The 13,399-nt window shown below is 43.0% G+C and carries 14 protein-coding genes; 5 read left to right on the top strand and 9 right to left on the bottom strand.

Annotated elements, in window-relative coordinates:
* Positions 1 to 24 precede the first annotated feature (24 nt).
* Both PR761_RS01315 and tctD read right to left on the bottom strand, forming a co-directional pair.
* The gene (locus PR761_RS01315; RefSeq protein ID WP_006815568.1) at positions 25 to 1,464 is read right to left on the bottom strand and encodes a sensor histidine kinase; all 1,440 of its coding nucleotides are present in this window, start codon (positions 1,462 to 1,464) and stop codon (positions 25 to 27) included.
* Positions 1,461 to 2,129, bottom strand: coding sequence for a transcriptional regulator TctD (gene tctD, locus PR761_RS01310; RefSeq protein WP_006815569.1), 669 nt, complete (start codon positions 2,127 to 2,129; stop codon positions 1,461 to 1,463). The genes PR761_RS01315 and tctD overlap by 4 nt, the downstream gene beginning before the upstream one ends.
* Positions 2,130 to 2,470: 341 nt before the next feature.
* Between tctD and PR761_RS01305 the strand changes: the two genes are divergently transcribed.
* The 3 genes from PR761_RS01305 to PR761_RS01295 are packed head-to-tail and all read left to right on the top strand — an operon-like array spanning position 2,471 to position 5,408.
* Positions 2,471 to 3,445, top strand: coding sequence for a Bug family tripartite tricarboxylate transporter substrate binding protein (locus PR761_RS01305; RefSeq protein ID WP_006815570.1), 975 nt, complete (start codon positions 2,471 to 2,473; stop codon positions 3,443 to 3,445).
* Between the two features lie 12 nt (positions 3,446 to 3,457).
* Positions 3,458 to 3,889: a tripartite tricarboxylate transporter TctB family protein gene (locus PR761_RS01300; protein WP_006815571.1), complete on the top strand. Its 432-nt coding sequence runs from the start codon at positions 3,458 to 3,460 to the stop codon at positions 3,887 to 3,889.
* Between the two features lie 10 nt (positions 3,890 to 3,899).
* Positions 3,900 to 5,408 carry a tripartite tricarboxylate transporter permease gene (locus PR761_RS01295; RefSeq protein ID WP_006815572.1) on the top strand — a complete coding sequence of 503 codons (1,509 nt, stop codon included), beginning with the start codon at positions 3,900 to 3,902 and terminating at the stop codon, positions 5,406 to 5,408.
* A 67-nt stretch (positions 5,409 to 5,475) separates the two neighbouring features.
* On the opposite strand, the gene PR761_RS01290 is transcribed toward PR761_RS01295, so the two are convergent.
* Positions 5,476 to 5,799, bottom strand: coding sequence for a hypothetical protein (locus PR761_RS01290; RefSeq protein WP_006815573.1), 324 nt, complete (start codon positions 5,797 to 5,799; stop codon positions 5,476 to 5,478).
* Between the two features lie 156 nt (positions 5,800 to 5,955).
* A complete protein-coding gene (locus PR761_RS01285; RefSeq protein WP_006815574.1) occupies positions 5,956 to 6,426 on the bottom strand; it encodes a DMT family transporter in 471 nt (156 codons plus the stop codon).
* Between the two features lie 102 nt (positions 6,427 to 6,528).
* Here PR761_RS01285 and PR761_RS01280 point away from each other — a divergent pair, with 102 nt between their 5' ends.
* Positions 6,529 to 7,446 carry a LysR family transcriptional regulator gene (locus PR761_RS01280; protein WP_112837004.1) on the top strand — a complete coding sequence of 306 codons (918 nt, stop codon included), beginning with the start codon at positions 6,529 to 6,531 and terminating at the stop codon, positions 7,444 to 7,446.
* A 118-nt stretch (positions 7,447 to 7,564) separates the two neighbouring features.
* Here PR761_RS01280 and fabB read toward each other — a convergent pair whose 3' ends face one another.
* Positions 7,565 to 8,776 carry a beta-ketoacyl-ACP synthase I gene (gene fabB / locus PR761_RS01275; RefSeq protein WP_006815576.1) on the bottom strand — a complete coding sequence of 404 codons (1,212 nt, stop codon included), beginning with the start codon at positions 8,774 to 8,776 and terminating at the stop codon, positions 7,565 to 7,567.
* Between the two features lie 207 nt (positions 8,777 to 8,983).
* Between fabB and mnmC the strand changes: the two genes are divergently transcribed.
* Entirely contained in the window at positions 8,984 to 11,014 is a 2,031-nt protein-coding gene (mnmC, locus tag PR761_RS01270) for a bifunctional tRNA (5-methylaminomethyl-2-thiouridine)(34)-methyltransferase MnmD/FAD-dependent 5-carboxymethylaminomethyl-2-thiouridine(34) oxidoreductase MnmC (RefSeq protein ID WP_006815577.1), read from the top strand.
* A 68-nt stretch (positions 11,015 to 11,082) separates the two neighbouring features.
* Here the strand turns inward: mnmC and PR761_RS01265 are convergent, their stop codons facing one another.
* From PR761_RS01265 to PR761_RS01250, 4 genes are read right to left on the bottom strand one after another with little or no spacing between them, the layout of a single operon-like run.
* Positions 11,083 to 11,598 (bottom strand): GNAT family N-acetyltransferase, encoded by a 516-nt coding sequence (locus PR761_RS01265; protein ID WP_272519328.1) that lies wholly within the window; start codon positions 11,596 to 11,598, stop codon positions 11,083 to 11,085.
* A gap of 6 nt (positions 11,599 to 11,604) precedes the next feature.
* Complete coding sequence (locus PR761_RS01260) at positions 11,605 to 11,877, bottom strand: YfcL family protein (protein WP_006815579.1); 273 nt, start codon at positions 11,875 to 11,877, stop codon at positions 11,605 to 11,607.
* A gap of 30 nt (positions 11,878 to 11,907) precedes the next feature.
* Entirely contained in the window at positions 11,908 to 12,456 is a 549-nt protein-coding gene (locus tag PR761_RS01255) for an elongation factor P hydroxylase (RefSeq protein ID WP_006815580.1), read from the bottom strand.
* A gap of 17 nt (positions 12,457 to 12,473) precedes the next feature.
* Positions 12,474 to 13,277, bottom strand: coding sequence for a TSUP family transporter (locus PR761_RS01250; RefSeq protein ID WP_115164471.1), 804 nt, complete (start codon positions 13,275 to 13,277; stop codon positions 12,474 to 12,476).
* Between the last annotated feature and the right edge of the window lie 122 nt (positions 13,278 to 13,399).

The following is a 13,399-nucleotide window of genomic DNA, read 5'->3' as shown; positions in this document are numbered from 1 at the left end:
GCCCTCGCCTACTTGGTGAGGGCTTTAATTTTGAGTCTTCGGCGGTCGACTTGTTTTCAGTGTAATCCGCACCAGTAATCCACCCAACTGTTCACTTTTGAGTAGCTGCAATTCAGAACCATGGTAATTGGCAATATCTTTCACTAAGGCTAAGCCCAGCCCTGAACCCTCCAAGCCTTTCGCATTATTTAATCGCATAAATGCTTTGACTGATCGGTGAATATGTTTATTTGCAATACCCGGCCCAGAGTCTTCAATTTCCAATTTTACCATCGATTTATGTAATTCATCAGCGACCACACGCACAGTCACAATGCCATTTTCAGGGGTATATTTGATTGCATTATCAATCAGATTGGCGCACATTTCAGCCAACAAAATAGCCTCGCCTTTGACCCAACAGATATCCAGCCCCTCATACCCTAAATCAATCTGTTTACTTTCAGATTGCCCCAAACGGGTAAAACAAACTTGCTGAACAATCTCGACTAGATTCACTGCGCGATAGAGTTTAATCGCCGATTTTTCATGTTCTTTTAACCGAGCGAGTTGCAATAATCTGTCGGTGAGAATAATCGTGTCATCTAAGGTTTTATTGATGGCGTGTAAACTTTGCTGCTTTTGCTGTTCGTCATCACTGTTTAGTGCAACAGAAACTTGCGTTTTCAGCACGGTAAGCGGGGTTTTTAATTGATGGGAAGCATCTGCACTAAAACGCTCTTGACGCTTTACCATGCGCTTAAGCCGTTCAACATAGCGATTCAATGCCTCAACTAACGGCGTTAATTCAGACCACGGTAACACGTTAGGAATTGGCGTTAAGTCATTCGCAGCACGTCCTAGCATTAAATTAGACAATTTTTTCAGTGGCTTGAGCAATTTTCGCAGCAATAAATACGCTAACACTAGCGTCATAACCACCACGGTTCCTTGGCTCATAAGCGCAGAAATTAATAATTGATTCGCAAAATCTTGGCGAGAATAGACCGTTTCAGCGACTCGAATCTCCACCATCCCTTGGATTCCGCCTTCATTAATAGGCTGAAAAAAGGTTGCGACTCGGATAGGTAAGCCTCGATACTCCGCATCATAGAAATAAACTAATGCCGTGTAATGTTGAGAACGTAGCCAATAAGGGGGAATACCGGGCAGATCATCGTAGCCGGAGATAGTTTCCCCTTGTGGCGAAATGACTTGGTAAAATAATCGGTCATTATTATTCAATTCGAAACTGTCTAGCACGACATAAGGCACATCCACCGATAAATGCCCTTCGACCACTTGGAGACGCTCAGCCACTGTTCTCGCTGATGCCAGTAACGTACGGTCATACGCTAAGTTAGCTGCATTTTTAGCACTGTAATAGTGGGTATAGACAGAGAAACTGCCTAATAAAATGAGGGGGATACCGAAAAAAAGCAGCAACTGATGAAAGAGAGAGCGTGGATGAGAGACAAATTTCATACACTACACTGCTCTAATCGGTATCCTAATCCGCGTAACGTATTGATATTCACATCCGAGCCTGCCAATTTTTTTCTCACTCGGTGAACATACAGTTCAATACTTTGTAAGTTAGCCTCATCCGACAATGAAAAAACCTGCTCAAACAGCTGAGTTTTGGAAACCGGTCGTCCCCTTCGATGAAAAAGTGTATTTAATACAGCGTATTCTCTAGGTGTTAATCCAAGCGGTTCCGCGCGCAATAAAAAATAACCATCATCATGAAAACACAAGTCTCCATAACACTGAGATTCATTGATATTGCCATGACTGCGTCTTAGTAAAGCACGAATTCTGGCTTCTAATTCTGCAATATCAAAAGGTTTAGTGAGATAGTCATCCGCGCCTGCATTCAGCCCTTTCACTCTGTCTGATACATCCGAATTTGCCGTCAGCAGCAAGACTGGAGTTTCTTGCTGGCGCTTTCTCATCGAAGCCAAAACCTCCAAGCCATTCATGCGTGGCAACGAAACATCCAACACCACCAATGAATAATCTTCTGTTTGTAATAGCTGGTCGGCAATATAGCCATCATCGGCAATGTCGACTGCAAATCCCGATGCGGTTAATGCTTTCTGTAACCACAATGACAACTCTTCATGATCCTCAACCAATAGCATTCTCATTAGTCGCACACTCATTATGATTATTTATGCGTACACGTTGGCATCCAATTGATTGGAATAAAAGTGTTAAACGTCATTTTTACCGCGCCTATCACAACTATCCTGTCTTATTCCTCATCTTTAGATTGGATTTAACATTAAATCAACATATCGGAGTAGTAGAAAGATAAAACAATCTGATATGTATCACATAAAAATAATTTTATTTGTTAATGAAAGGTAAATGAAAGGTTCCAAGACCAATGATGGATGGCGAACACAAAATATCCATAACGATTCGCAGACCACAACATAGCAACAACAACTAAGTCATTTAATTATTGTCTAGTGAGGAATGAAGCATGAAGAAGTTCACAATCAATACCTTAGCTGCAGCAATTTTTTTAGTTGGCGTTAACCAAGCCGTGGCATTACCAGAAAGAACAGAATGTATCGCCCCTGCAAAACCCGGTGGTGGTTTTGATTTAACCTGTAAACTTGTTCAAGTTTCCTTGCTGGAAACTAAAGAAATTGAAAAACCAATGCGCGTCTCCTATATGCCAGGTGGTATCGGTGCCGTTGCTTACAATGCAATTGTTGCACAGCGCCCAGCAGAACCGGGCACTATTGTTGCCTTCTCTGGCGGTTCTTTACTCAACCTCGCACAAGGCAAATTTGGGCGTTATAACGAAAATGACGTGCGCTGGCTGGCTAGCGTGGGTAGCGATTATGGCATGATTGCCGTACGAGCTGACTCCCCCTACAAAACCCTCGCTGAATTAATGGATACCTTCAAAAAAGATCCAAATAGCATCGTCTTCGGTGCTGGTGGTTCCATCGGTAGTCAAGATTGGATGAAAACGGCATTGTTAGCCAAAGCCATCAATCTTGACCCTCGCAAAATGCGCTATGTCGCATTTGAAGGAGGTGGTGAAACCTTAACGGCGCTGCTCGGTAACCATGTCCAAGTACTTTCAGGGGATATTAGTGAAATGACCCCATACATCAATGATGGGAAAATTCGTATTCTTGCGGTCTATGCTGACAAACGTCTACCCGATGGGCTCGCCAATATTCCAACCGCTAAAGAACAAGGCTACGACATTGTTTGGCCAATTATTCGTGGTTTTTATATGGGACCAAAAGTCTCTGATGCAGACTATAACCAATGGGTTGAAGCCTTCCAAAAACTGCAACAAACCGATGAATTTAAAAAGCAACGCGAGTTACGTGGACTCTTTGAATATAACTTAACCGGCGCTGAATTAGATTCTTATGTTAAGAAAGAAGTTGAAAACTATCGTGAGCAAGCTCGTTCCTTTGGATTAGCAAAATAACGGAGTCATACCATGAGCCAACGCATATTTGCCATAGTCTGGCTAATATTGTGTGGCATCGGGCTTTATATCGGCTGGGGCATACAAAGTGAGTTTTCATACGAACCTTTGGGCCCCCGCCCCTTCCCGATAGCCATACTTTCTTTAATGACTTTATGTGCTTTAGCGCTACTTTTTGGCAAGCAAGAAGCTATTGAATGGCCAAAATCCTACGTTCTACGCCGTTTAGTAATCCTAATTATCTCGTTAGTGGTCTACGCATGGGCGTTTGAATGGTTAGGTTTCCCGTTAGCTACTGCGTTACTGACGGTCAGCGTTGCATTGCTATTCGGAGCAACGCCATTAGCCGCAATCATTTCGGGGCCGGTTCTTGGGATCTTTTTATTCTATGCCTTCGACAAATTACTCGACGTAACTTTGCCAATCGGCGAACTTTTTAGCTAAGGGGATCAGTATGGAAACTTGGATGTATCTATCTCAAGGCTTTGAGGTTGCGCTGGTACCTCAAAATATTATGATTGGGTTAATCGGCTGCTTTATCGGTACGATTGTCGGTATGCTACCCGGCTTAGGTCCAATCAATGGCGTCGCAATTTTATTGCCCCTCGCCTTTGCACTAAAATTACCGGCAGAATCTGCACTGATTTTACTCGCCACCGTCTATTTAGGGTGTGAGTATGGCGGTCGAATTTCGTCTATTCTCCTGAATGTCCCGGGAGATGCGGCAGCCATCATGACCACGTTAGATGGTTACCCAATGGCAAAACAAGGAAAGGCGGGGGTTGCACTTTCCATTTCAGCTGTTAGCTCATTTATTGGTTCAACGATTGCAATCGTTGGTATCATTTTGTTCGCACCGTTATTAGCAGAATGGTCACTCGCCTTCGGTCCCGCCGAATACTTTGCACTGATGGTCTTCGCAATCGCCTGTTTAGGCAGCATGATGAGCCAAAATCCGGTGAAGTCATTACTTGCTGCCTTGATAGGGCTGGCCTTTGCAACCGTCGGGGTCGATGCCAACTCTGGGGAATACCGCTTTACGTTTGATAGTGTGAATTTATCTGATGGCGTTCAATTTATTGTCGTAGTTATCGGGCTGTTCTCTGTCAGTGAAATCCTCTTGATGCTGGAAAGTACTGCCGCTGGACAAGGATTGATCCGCAAAACAGGTAGAATGTTGTTCAATCGTAATGAAGCCAAAGAGTGTGTTGGTCCTACATTACGCTCCTCTTTCATCGGCTTTTTTGTTGGTGTTTTACCGGGTGCCGGCGCAACAATCGCCAGCGCCATTACCTACATGACTGAGAAAAAAATTGCGGGAGAAAAAGGCACCTTTGGTGATGGTGATGTGCGTGGTGTTGCTGCACCTGAAGCCGCAAATAATGCCTCCGCGTGTGGATCGTTTATCCCCATGTTAACCCTTGGTATTCCGGGTTCGGGCACCACGGCGGTAATGATGGGCGCCTTAACACTGTACAATATTACTCCAGGTCCGGGCATGTTTACTGAGCAGCCGGATATAGTCTGGGGACTCATTGCCGCACTATTAATTGCAAACGTCGTTTTGCTGGTAATGAACATTCCCATGATTGGTGTATTTACCCGCATGTTAACTGTTCCATTGTGGTTCTTAGTTCCAGCAATAGCCAGTGTCTCAGCTGTCGGAGTTTACGCAGTTCATAGCACCACATTTGACTTACTGCTTATGATGGGGCTTGGGGTCTTCGGTTTTATATTACGAAAAATGAATTTTCCCCTTTCCCCATTGATTCTTGGCTTTGTATTAGGTGAGATGCTGGAGCAAAATTTACGTCGCTCTCTTTCAATCAGCAATGGGGATTTCAATATTCTGTGGAGCAGCCCAATTTCGAAGAGCTTATTGATTCTGGCGATATTCGTGCTGGTGTTACCGCCTATCGTAAAAATTATCCGCAAGCGTAAACACAAAACAGCGCAAGCTTAATTCCTTACTGCACTTTATCTCAATGAGAGTTCGCCCCAATTAACCATTGGGGCTTTTTTTCGCCAAACTAATTTTCTTGCTTCGGATAGCCCTGCTCGCGCAGCCATTCGCGCCCGAGATCAATAGTGGGCGTTTGCACAATAAACACAAACATCAACCCGATCAGACCACCGATGATCGCACCGCCGAGAAAACCGCCAGAAAAGAAATTTAATTGATACAGCACAAATGCAAGTACGCAAGAAAGTAATAGTACCAACCCATTCAATTTCCAGTATTTTGCGCCCATACGTTTCTTGCCTTCTTTCAGGCATTGTCTAAAAAGTTGTCCTTGCGTCTTTCTATCTAGACCCTTTAATTCAGGAACGCTACCCGCAGTCCAATATGCCATCTTTCTTTCCTTATTTTATTCATATTATAGTGCGGGATATTTATACAGATTTATATCGAAATAAGCTCACAGATAAGTCCGATAAGTCACGGTAGGAAAGCACTTAGTCCACGATCTGAAGCATATAACTCGATTCACTTTTCAAACTAAAATCGATTATTTTCGTGAGAACTGTACACATAAAACACCTAAAATGACCAAACCAATGCCCACGATTTTTTCAATGGGAATTGAATTTCGATTCATACCAAACCAGCCAAATTGCTCGATAAGCGCAGAAATAATTAATTGGCCTGCAATCACTAAAACAAAGAATGTTGTACTGCCAATTTTAGGAACCAAAATTAGAGCCGACGTGAGATACAGCATTCCAGCAATACCACCAAACCAAATCCAGATGGGTTGATTAAACAACTCAGTACTAAAATGGGGTTTTGGCACTTTAAAAATAATTAAAAGTGGAATCAACACAATTAGGCTGATCACTAAGGATGTGGCGCTCGCCCATAATGGGTGACCTAACTGCCGTGCTAATATGGCATTACTCGCCGCTTGGATAGGGACAACCGCGCCGGCAAATAGTGCTACAAAAGCCAGTAAAATTCCTGTAATTGACATTGCTGACATCGAAACCTCGACATTAATATTGACTAAAATTGAATAATTGCCATGTTAAAGAGAGATAACGAGATTGGGAAATGAACAGTTTTATAAGGTACTATTCATAAGATGAATAACTTAAGAAAGTTAGATTTGAATCAATTGGTGACGTTATCGGTATTATTGCGAGAACGCCATGTAAGTCGAGCGGCTGAGGCTTTGTATAAGAGCCAGCCTGCGGTCAGCCATGCTTTAAATCAATTGAGAGAATTATTTCAAGACCCCTTGCTGGTTCGTCGCGATGGCCAGTATCAATTGACCAGCAAAGCAGAATCTCTTTGCATCCCATTAAATGAAGCATTAAATCAGCTAGATGATTTGATTGCCCAAAAACAATTCAATCCACTGAGTTGCCAAAGACACTTTAATATTGCGATGTCAGACTATGGGGCGGCTTTAATCGCTGTAAAACTCGTTCCCTATTTACGCAAGTATGCACCGGATATTGACCTTAAAATATGGCATTGCAGTCGGGAGGAAATGCAAAATAAATTGCATGAAGGCAGTTTAGATTTAGCCTTTGGGGTATTCAATACGCTGGATTACTCACTACGGAATCAAATTGTTTTTACGGATAAATTTGTCAGCATCGTTGACCCTCAGGTTTGTTCGCAGGGGAAGATGGATTTAGTTGATTGGGTATCATACCCCCATATTTTAGTGAGTATGAAACCTTTCGATGCTAATGAAATTGATCATCAATTACAATTAATTAATCAACAACGCCGTATTGCAGTAACAGTGCCTTATTGGCAAATTGCGCCCCAATTATTAATGGGAACTAATTTGATTTTAACCCTAGCCCAAAAAGCTATTCCCTTGTCCATGTCAGACAAATTTACGCTATTTACGCCCCCATTACCTCTCCCTGATTTGGTTTTCCAAATGATATGGCACCAACGCAGTGATACAGATAAGGCCGTATATTGGCTGAGAGAAACAATCGTTGAACTCTTAAACGAGGAAGGTGAGTTTTATTATGAATAGGCTATTTAGTGAAATATTTGACGTTTTCATCCGTTATCGGGAAAACATCAGAAAGTAAAAAGCGAGAGCATCAGCCCTCGCTTTCTTTAGTCCTAACCAGAAACCTAACAAGGTTCGATTAAGCTTTCAGTTTGCTCATTACCAGCGTTGCGTTTGTCCCGCCGAAACCAAAGCTGTTGGACATTACGGTATTCAGCGCTTGCTCTGTTGGCTGAGTCACGATATTTAAGCCAGTCGCTTTTTCATCAAGAGTTTCAATATTAATGCTTGGTGCAATAAAACCGTGCTCTAACATTAACAAGCTATAAATAGCTTCCTGAACCCCTGCGGCACCTAAAGAGTGACCTGTCATAGCTTTAGTTGCAGAAATTGCTGGGGAGTTATTACCAAACACTTCTTGAATCGCTTCCAGTTCTTTCGTATCACCAACCGGTGTAGACGTACCATGTGTATTGATATAGTCGATTTTATCAACACCGTGCATCGCCATTTGCATACAACGAACAGCACCTTCACCTGATGGTGAAACCATGTCAGCACCATCCGATGTTGCACCGTAACCGACAACTTCAGCATAGATATGTGCGCCACGCGCTAATGCATGCTCTAATTCTTCAACAACTACAATACCGCCGCCGCCAGCAATAACGAAACCGTCACGGTCTTGGTCATAGGTTCTAGATGCTTTTGATGGAGTCTCGTTATATTTCGTTGATAACGCACCCATTGCATCGAATTCACAGGTCATTTCCCAGCTCAGTTCTTCACCACCACCCGCAAATACCACATCTTGTTTACCCAGTTGGATCAGCTCAACAGCATGGCCGATACAGTGTGCAGATGTTGAACATGCAGAACTGATTGAGTAGTTTACGCCTTTAATTTTAAATGGCGTTGCTAAGCATGCAGAGATACCGGAAGCCATTGCACGAGTTACCATATAAGGACCCACACCGCGTAAACCTTTAGCACGCATGCCATCTGAACCCGCAACTTGGTTACGTGGGGAACCGCCACCAGAACCAACAACAACACCTGTACGTAGGTTAGAAACTTGGTCTTCTGCCAAACCCGAATCTTTAATTGCCTGTTCCATTGACAGGTATGCATAGACAGAGCAGTCACTCATGAAACGGCGGATCTTACGGTCAATCAAACCTTCGGTATCCAGTTTAACATTACCCCAGACATGGCTACGCAGCCCTGCCTCTTTGAATTCTTCTGAGAAAGTGATCCCGGAACGACCTTCCTTCAGAGAAGCCAGTACCTCTTCCTGGTTATTACCAATGCTGGAAACAATACCTAGGCCAGTTATGACTGCACGCTTCATTCGTTACCTCATGTCTATAATTTTATGATGACGGGATTACTGTACTGGTTGTCACTTTAGCTTACACTTGTACGCTGAACAAGTCCGATCAGGGTAAATATTTGTATTTTTTTTCATATAGCACAAATAAGGCTTTTATGTGACGGTAGCCTTACACCAATATCAGCGTTAGAATTTGAATATGAATTTGCAATTACAGGTTTTAACGTGAAAAAGATAGCTGTACAAACCGCCCACCTCAGTTGGAATGAAGAAGGAACACCGATTTCAGAACAATTTGAGGATATCTACTTTTCTAACCAAAACGGGTTAGAAGAGAGTCGCCATGTGTTTTTACAAGGAAATCAATTCCCACAGCGATTTTTAACACACCAATATGAAACTTGTGTGATTGCAGAGACAGGATTTGGTACAGGATTGAATTTCCTAGCATTATGGCAGTTATTCAATCAGTTTAAAGCCGAAAATCCTCACGGAACTCTTCAGCGTCTACACTTCATCAGCTTCGAGAAATATCCGTTATCTCAGCAAGACTTAATCGCTGCTCATCGCTGTTGGCCAGAGCTTGCCGACCTTTCACAACAATTATGCCAACAATGGCCGCCCGCACTGCCCGGTAATCATCGTATTATTTTAGAAAATGGCAGTATTGTCTTAGATTTATGGATTGGTGATGTTAATACGCAAATATCCGTACTTAATGATAATTTAAACAATAAGATAGATGCTTGGTTTTTAGATGGTTTCGCACCTTCGAAAAACCCTCAAATGTGGAGCGAACACTTGTTCACTACAATGGCAAAATTAGCCCGTTCTGGGGGAACTTTTGCCACCTTTACTGTTGCAGGTTTTGTGAAACGAGGATTGCAACAAGCTGGCTTTACGATCAAAAAAATCAAAGGATTTGGTCAAAAGCGAGAAATGTTAACGGGAATATTAGAGAATAATTTGTCGAGTATTACTGCACCATGGTTTGCCCGACAACCCGCAAGTCGAACCGATGATATTGCCATTGTCGGGGGTGGATTAGCCAGCCTAGCACTTGCTAATTCACTGATTACACGTGGCGCCAACGTCACTCTATATTGTCAAGATCAGCACGTTGCCCAGAACGCTTCCGGAAATCGCCAAGGTGCGGTCTATCCATTGTTAACGGGAACCGATTCACCATTAGAACGTTTTTTTGTTAGCGGATTTCCTTTCGCGACTCGTTTTTATCATCAGCTCTCAGCGAAAGGGTTAAAATTTAATGGGGAATGGTGCGGCGTCAGTCAAATCGCATATAACGCGAAAGCGACAAAAAAAATTAATAATATGCTGCAAACAGAATGGCCAGAAGAATTCGCAGTAGGCAAGGACAGGCGGCAGCTTAGTGAATTAAGTGGCGTGGATGTGAACTATGGCGGGATCCATTACGCTATGGGAGGATGGCTATGCCCTGCTCAACTCTGTGAAAGCTTTGCTCAGTACCTCCGTCAACAAGGGGTTACATTCTGTTTTGACCATCAATTGACCGAGTTGACCCATACCGAACAAGGCTGGGAATTAACTCTAAATGGCGAGCAGAAAGCGTTTCATCAAACCGTTGTACTGGCAAATGGCCATCAGCTAAATCAGTTTGAACAGACAAAACGGCTCCCCATCACGCCTGTGCGGGGACAAGTTAGCCACATACCGACTAACCCAACCTTGCAGCGGCTAAAAAATGTCTTGTGTTTTGAAGGCTATCTAACACCAGAAGATACAACTAATGGTCACCATTGCTTAGGCGCGAGTTATCAACGGGACTATCTTGACATGGATTATCAAGAAGAAGAACAGCAAGAGAATTTGCAAAAATTACGCAATAGCTTACCGGAGGTGGATTGGGTTCAGCAGGTTGATATTTCAGACAAGCAATCTCGCCAAGGTATTCGCTGCGTGATCCGTGACCATCTTCCCCTACTAGGTAATGTCCCTGATTTTGATGCATTGATGACGGTTTATGAAAACCTACCTAATAAACAGGGGCAGCAGCAAACTATCCCTGACGCCCCTGTTTATCCAGATCTGTTCATTTTTGGTGCTCTAGGTGCCCGAGGGCTATCTACCGCTCCACTGTGTGCTGAAATTTTAGCCTCCCAAATCTTTAGTGAACCGTTACCCGCAGATGACGAGGTATTAGCTGCGCTACATCCTAATCGTTTTTGGGTGCGAAAATTACTGGCTGGACGCCCGATAACGGCTAAAGATGCGTAAAAATAATTAAGGCTGTCATCGGACAGCCTTAATTTTGATTGAGAGTTTAATTAGTATTGCGCCATTCATTACTGAATCATTAACTGCATCGCACAACGGTCAATGGCTTGGAAACCTGCATCAATTTCATGTTGAAGGATTTCCTGTAATGGCTCAGTGAGTTGAGCGGGTTCTATAATCGAAAACCCGAGGCGTTGGTAATACGGTGCATTCCAAGCGACTTCACGAAATGTAGTCAACGTTACTTGGCTAATCTGCTGTATTTTTGCGAAACTAATAATTTGATTAATGAGTTTCTTACCTAGCCCCTGCCCTTGTGCTGATTGGCACACCGACAGTTCCACAATATGTAAACTATCAGCCAATCTCTGCGCCATAATAAACCCCACCGGTTTATCATGCTGATCGACTGCCAGCCATTCCATACCTTGTGCAATACACTCAATATGGTTGTCGACGGGCTGCACATCACTGTGGGTAATCCAATCAAATTTAGGATGTCCGGCAAAGGTTTGCCCCGCAGACTCTTCAACTGCGGGAAGACATTGGGCATCCGTTTGATTGGCTAATCGGATAGTGTACACGGGAATTTAACGTACCGTATCCAGCAGGGTTTTCCACATCCCAAGCACTAAAATTTGGTCTGGTGGTGTTAATTCTCCCGCTTTAATCGCATTTTGGATACTTTGCTCTACACGTTGATACAGTGCGTCTACGCTACTTTCGTTTTCGTCTTCAAGCTCTGCCACTGCAAGGGTTAAGTGACCACGCAGATAACCACCAGCAAATAGTTCATCATCGCTGGCATGTTCAACCATATCATCAATTTTAGTCAGTATGCGTGTTTCAAAATCCGCAAGCATGCTTATTCCTTACTGTAGTGAGTGATTCAATTAAGCGAAAATATCTTCCGGATAAGGAAAAAGCTCCGCACAAAGTGGAGGCGTATTGTAAAACGATTGTAACGCATTAATAAAGCGTAGCGGTCTTTCTGGGATACCTTTTTCAAGATATTCCATTACTTGCCCATGAACTTTACGTTTAAACGCAATACGGTCAGGTTCAAAATTTCCATCAAGATTGTCACAACTGACATTAAATGGGATCCCCGCCGCCACACAAAAAAACCAATCGAAAGCTTGGGGCTTAATTTCGACCACTTCAAACTCACATTGTGTTTTTGCATCGCGACCATCAGGGCAATACCAATAACCGTAATCTACTTGCTGGCGTCGTGCTTCTCCCGCAATGCACCAGTGGGAAATTTCATGTAGCGCACTGGTAAAAAAACCGTGAGCAAACACAATTTGGTTGTATGGAGTGGTTTCATCGGCGGGTAAATAAATTGGCTCATCGTCCCCTTTGACTAACTTGGTGTTGTACTCTTCACCAAAACACTCTTCAAAAATATCAATTAGTTGCTGATAATGATGTTGACTCATTGAATACTTAAATTATTTTAAAATAATGAGAGAAACCAAGCTTTAATGACATCACCATGGCTGTCATTTAACAGCTTGATGCTCATAAGTAGTGAAATAACCACTATCATTGGCCTGATAAGTTTTTGCCCTTTGGTTAAGACTAAACGCGCTCCTAATCTTGCACCTAGCATTTGACCCGCTAGCATAACAAAACCTAGTGACCAAAGAACATGACCTCCGATAATAAAAAAGATCAACGACCCAAAATTGGAGGCGAAATTTAATAATTTAGCATGCGCCGTTGCTTTGGCTAGGTTATACCCAAGTAGCAATACATAGGCTAGTGCTAAAAATGATCCCGTTCCTGGACCGAAAGCACCATCATAAAAACCCATGGTCATCCCTGCGGCGACACCAAAAATTGGCATACTGACACGCTGAGGTCGATCCTTTACACCAATAGATGGGGTGAGTAAAAAATAAACACCCACACAGATCACCATGACAGGTAACAACTGCTTCAAAAACGCCGTATCAATGGATTGAATTAAAATAGCCCCTAGCATTGCACCAATCATGGTCATCGCAAAAGGGAATATTTGTTCTCGCAGGTTGATCGCTTTACGTCGAATAAAATAGAGTGAGGCAGAAAATGAACCACCTACCGCTTGTAATTTATTGGTTGCCAACGTTTCTACCGGAGTAATACCGACTGAAAGTAATGCAGGAATAGTGAGTAAACCGCCACCACCAGCGATCGAGTCAATAAAACCAGCCAGCAAAGCGACGAAGAAAAGAAGTGCATAAACTTCAGGAGCAACGGCGGTTAGCCAATCCATTTTATATTCCAGATAATTGAAATATTACGATGCAGATTTGTTATCTATCCATTAATCACTCGCGTAATCATGAATATCACAGCCCGGATGCATGATTCAATAAGGTCTCATCCCAACCTTTA

The organism is Providencia sp. PROV210 (assembly GCF_028479445.1).
Lineage (GTDB): Bacteria > Pseudomonadota > Gammaproteobacteria > Enterobacterales > Enterobacteriaceae > Providencia > Providencia rustigianii.
The sequence above is the reverse complement of the archived record's forward strand: the minus strand, read 5'-3'. Positions and strand labels throughout refer to the sequence as shown.

Excerpts from the sequence above, each read along its gene's own strand:
- PR761_RS01290 (WP_006815573.1), bottom strand. The coding sequence starts at position 5,799 with ATGGCATATTGGACTGCGGGTAGCGTTCCTGAATTAAAGGGTCTAGAT.
- tctD (WP_006815569.1), bottom strand. The coding sequence starts at position 2,129 with ATGAGAATGCTATTGGTTGAGGATCATGAAGAGTTGTCATTGTGGTTA.
- PR761_RS01295 (WP_006815572.1), top strand. The coding sequence starts at position 3,900 with ATGGAAACTTGGATGTATCTATCTCAAGGCTTTGAGGTTGCGCTGGTA.
- PR761_RS01255 (WP_006815580.1), bottom strand. The coding sequence starts at position 12,456 with ATGAGTCAACATCATTATCAGCAACTAATTGATATTTTTGAAGAGTGT.
- PR761_RS01250 (WP_115164471.1), bottom strand. The coding sequence starts at position 13,277 with ATGGATTGGCTAACCGCCGTTGCTCCTGAAGTTTATGCACTTCTTTTC.
- PR761_RS01280 (WP_112837004.1), top strand. The coding sequence starts at position 6,529 with ATGAATAACTTAAGAAAGTTAGATTTGAATCAATTGGTGACGTTATCG.
- PR761_RS01315 (WP_006815568.1), bottom strand. The coding sequence starts at position 1,464 with ATGAAATTTGTCTCTCATCCACGCTCTCTCTTTCATCAGTTGCTGCTT.
- PR761_RS01305 (WP_006815570.1), top strand. The coding sequence starts at position 2,471 with ATGAAGAAGTTCACAATCAATACCTTAGCTGCAGCAATTTTTTTAGTT.
- PR761_RS01285 (WP_006815574.1), bottom strand. The coding sequence starts at position 6,426 with ATGTCAGCAATGTCAATTACAGGAATTTTACTGGCTTTTGTAGCACTA.
- PR761_RS01300 (WP_006815571.1), top strand. The coding sequence starts at position 3,458 with ATGAGCCAACGCATATTTGCCATAGTCTGGCTAATATTGTGTGGCATC.
- fabB (WP_006815576.1), bottom strand. The coding sequence starts at position 8,776 with ATGAAGCGTGCAGTCATAACTGGCCTAGGTATTGTTTCCAGCATTGGT.
- PR761_RS01260 (WP_006815579.1), bottom strand. The coding sequence starts at position 11,877 with ATGCTTGCGGATTTTGAAACACGCATACTGACTAAAATTGATGATATG.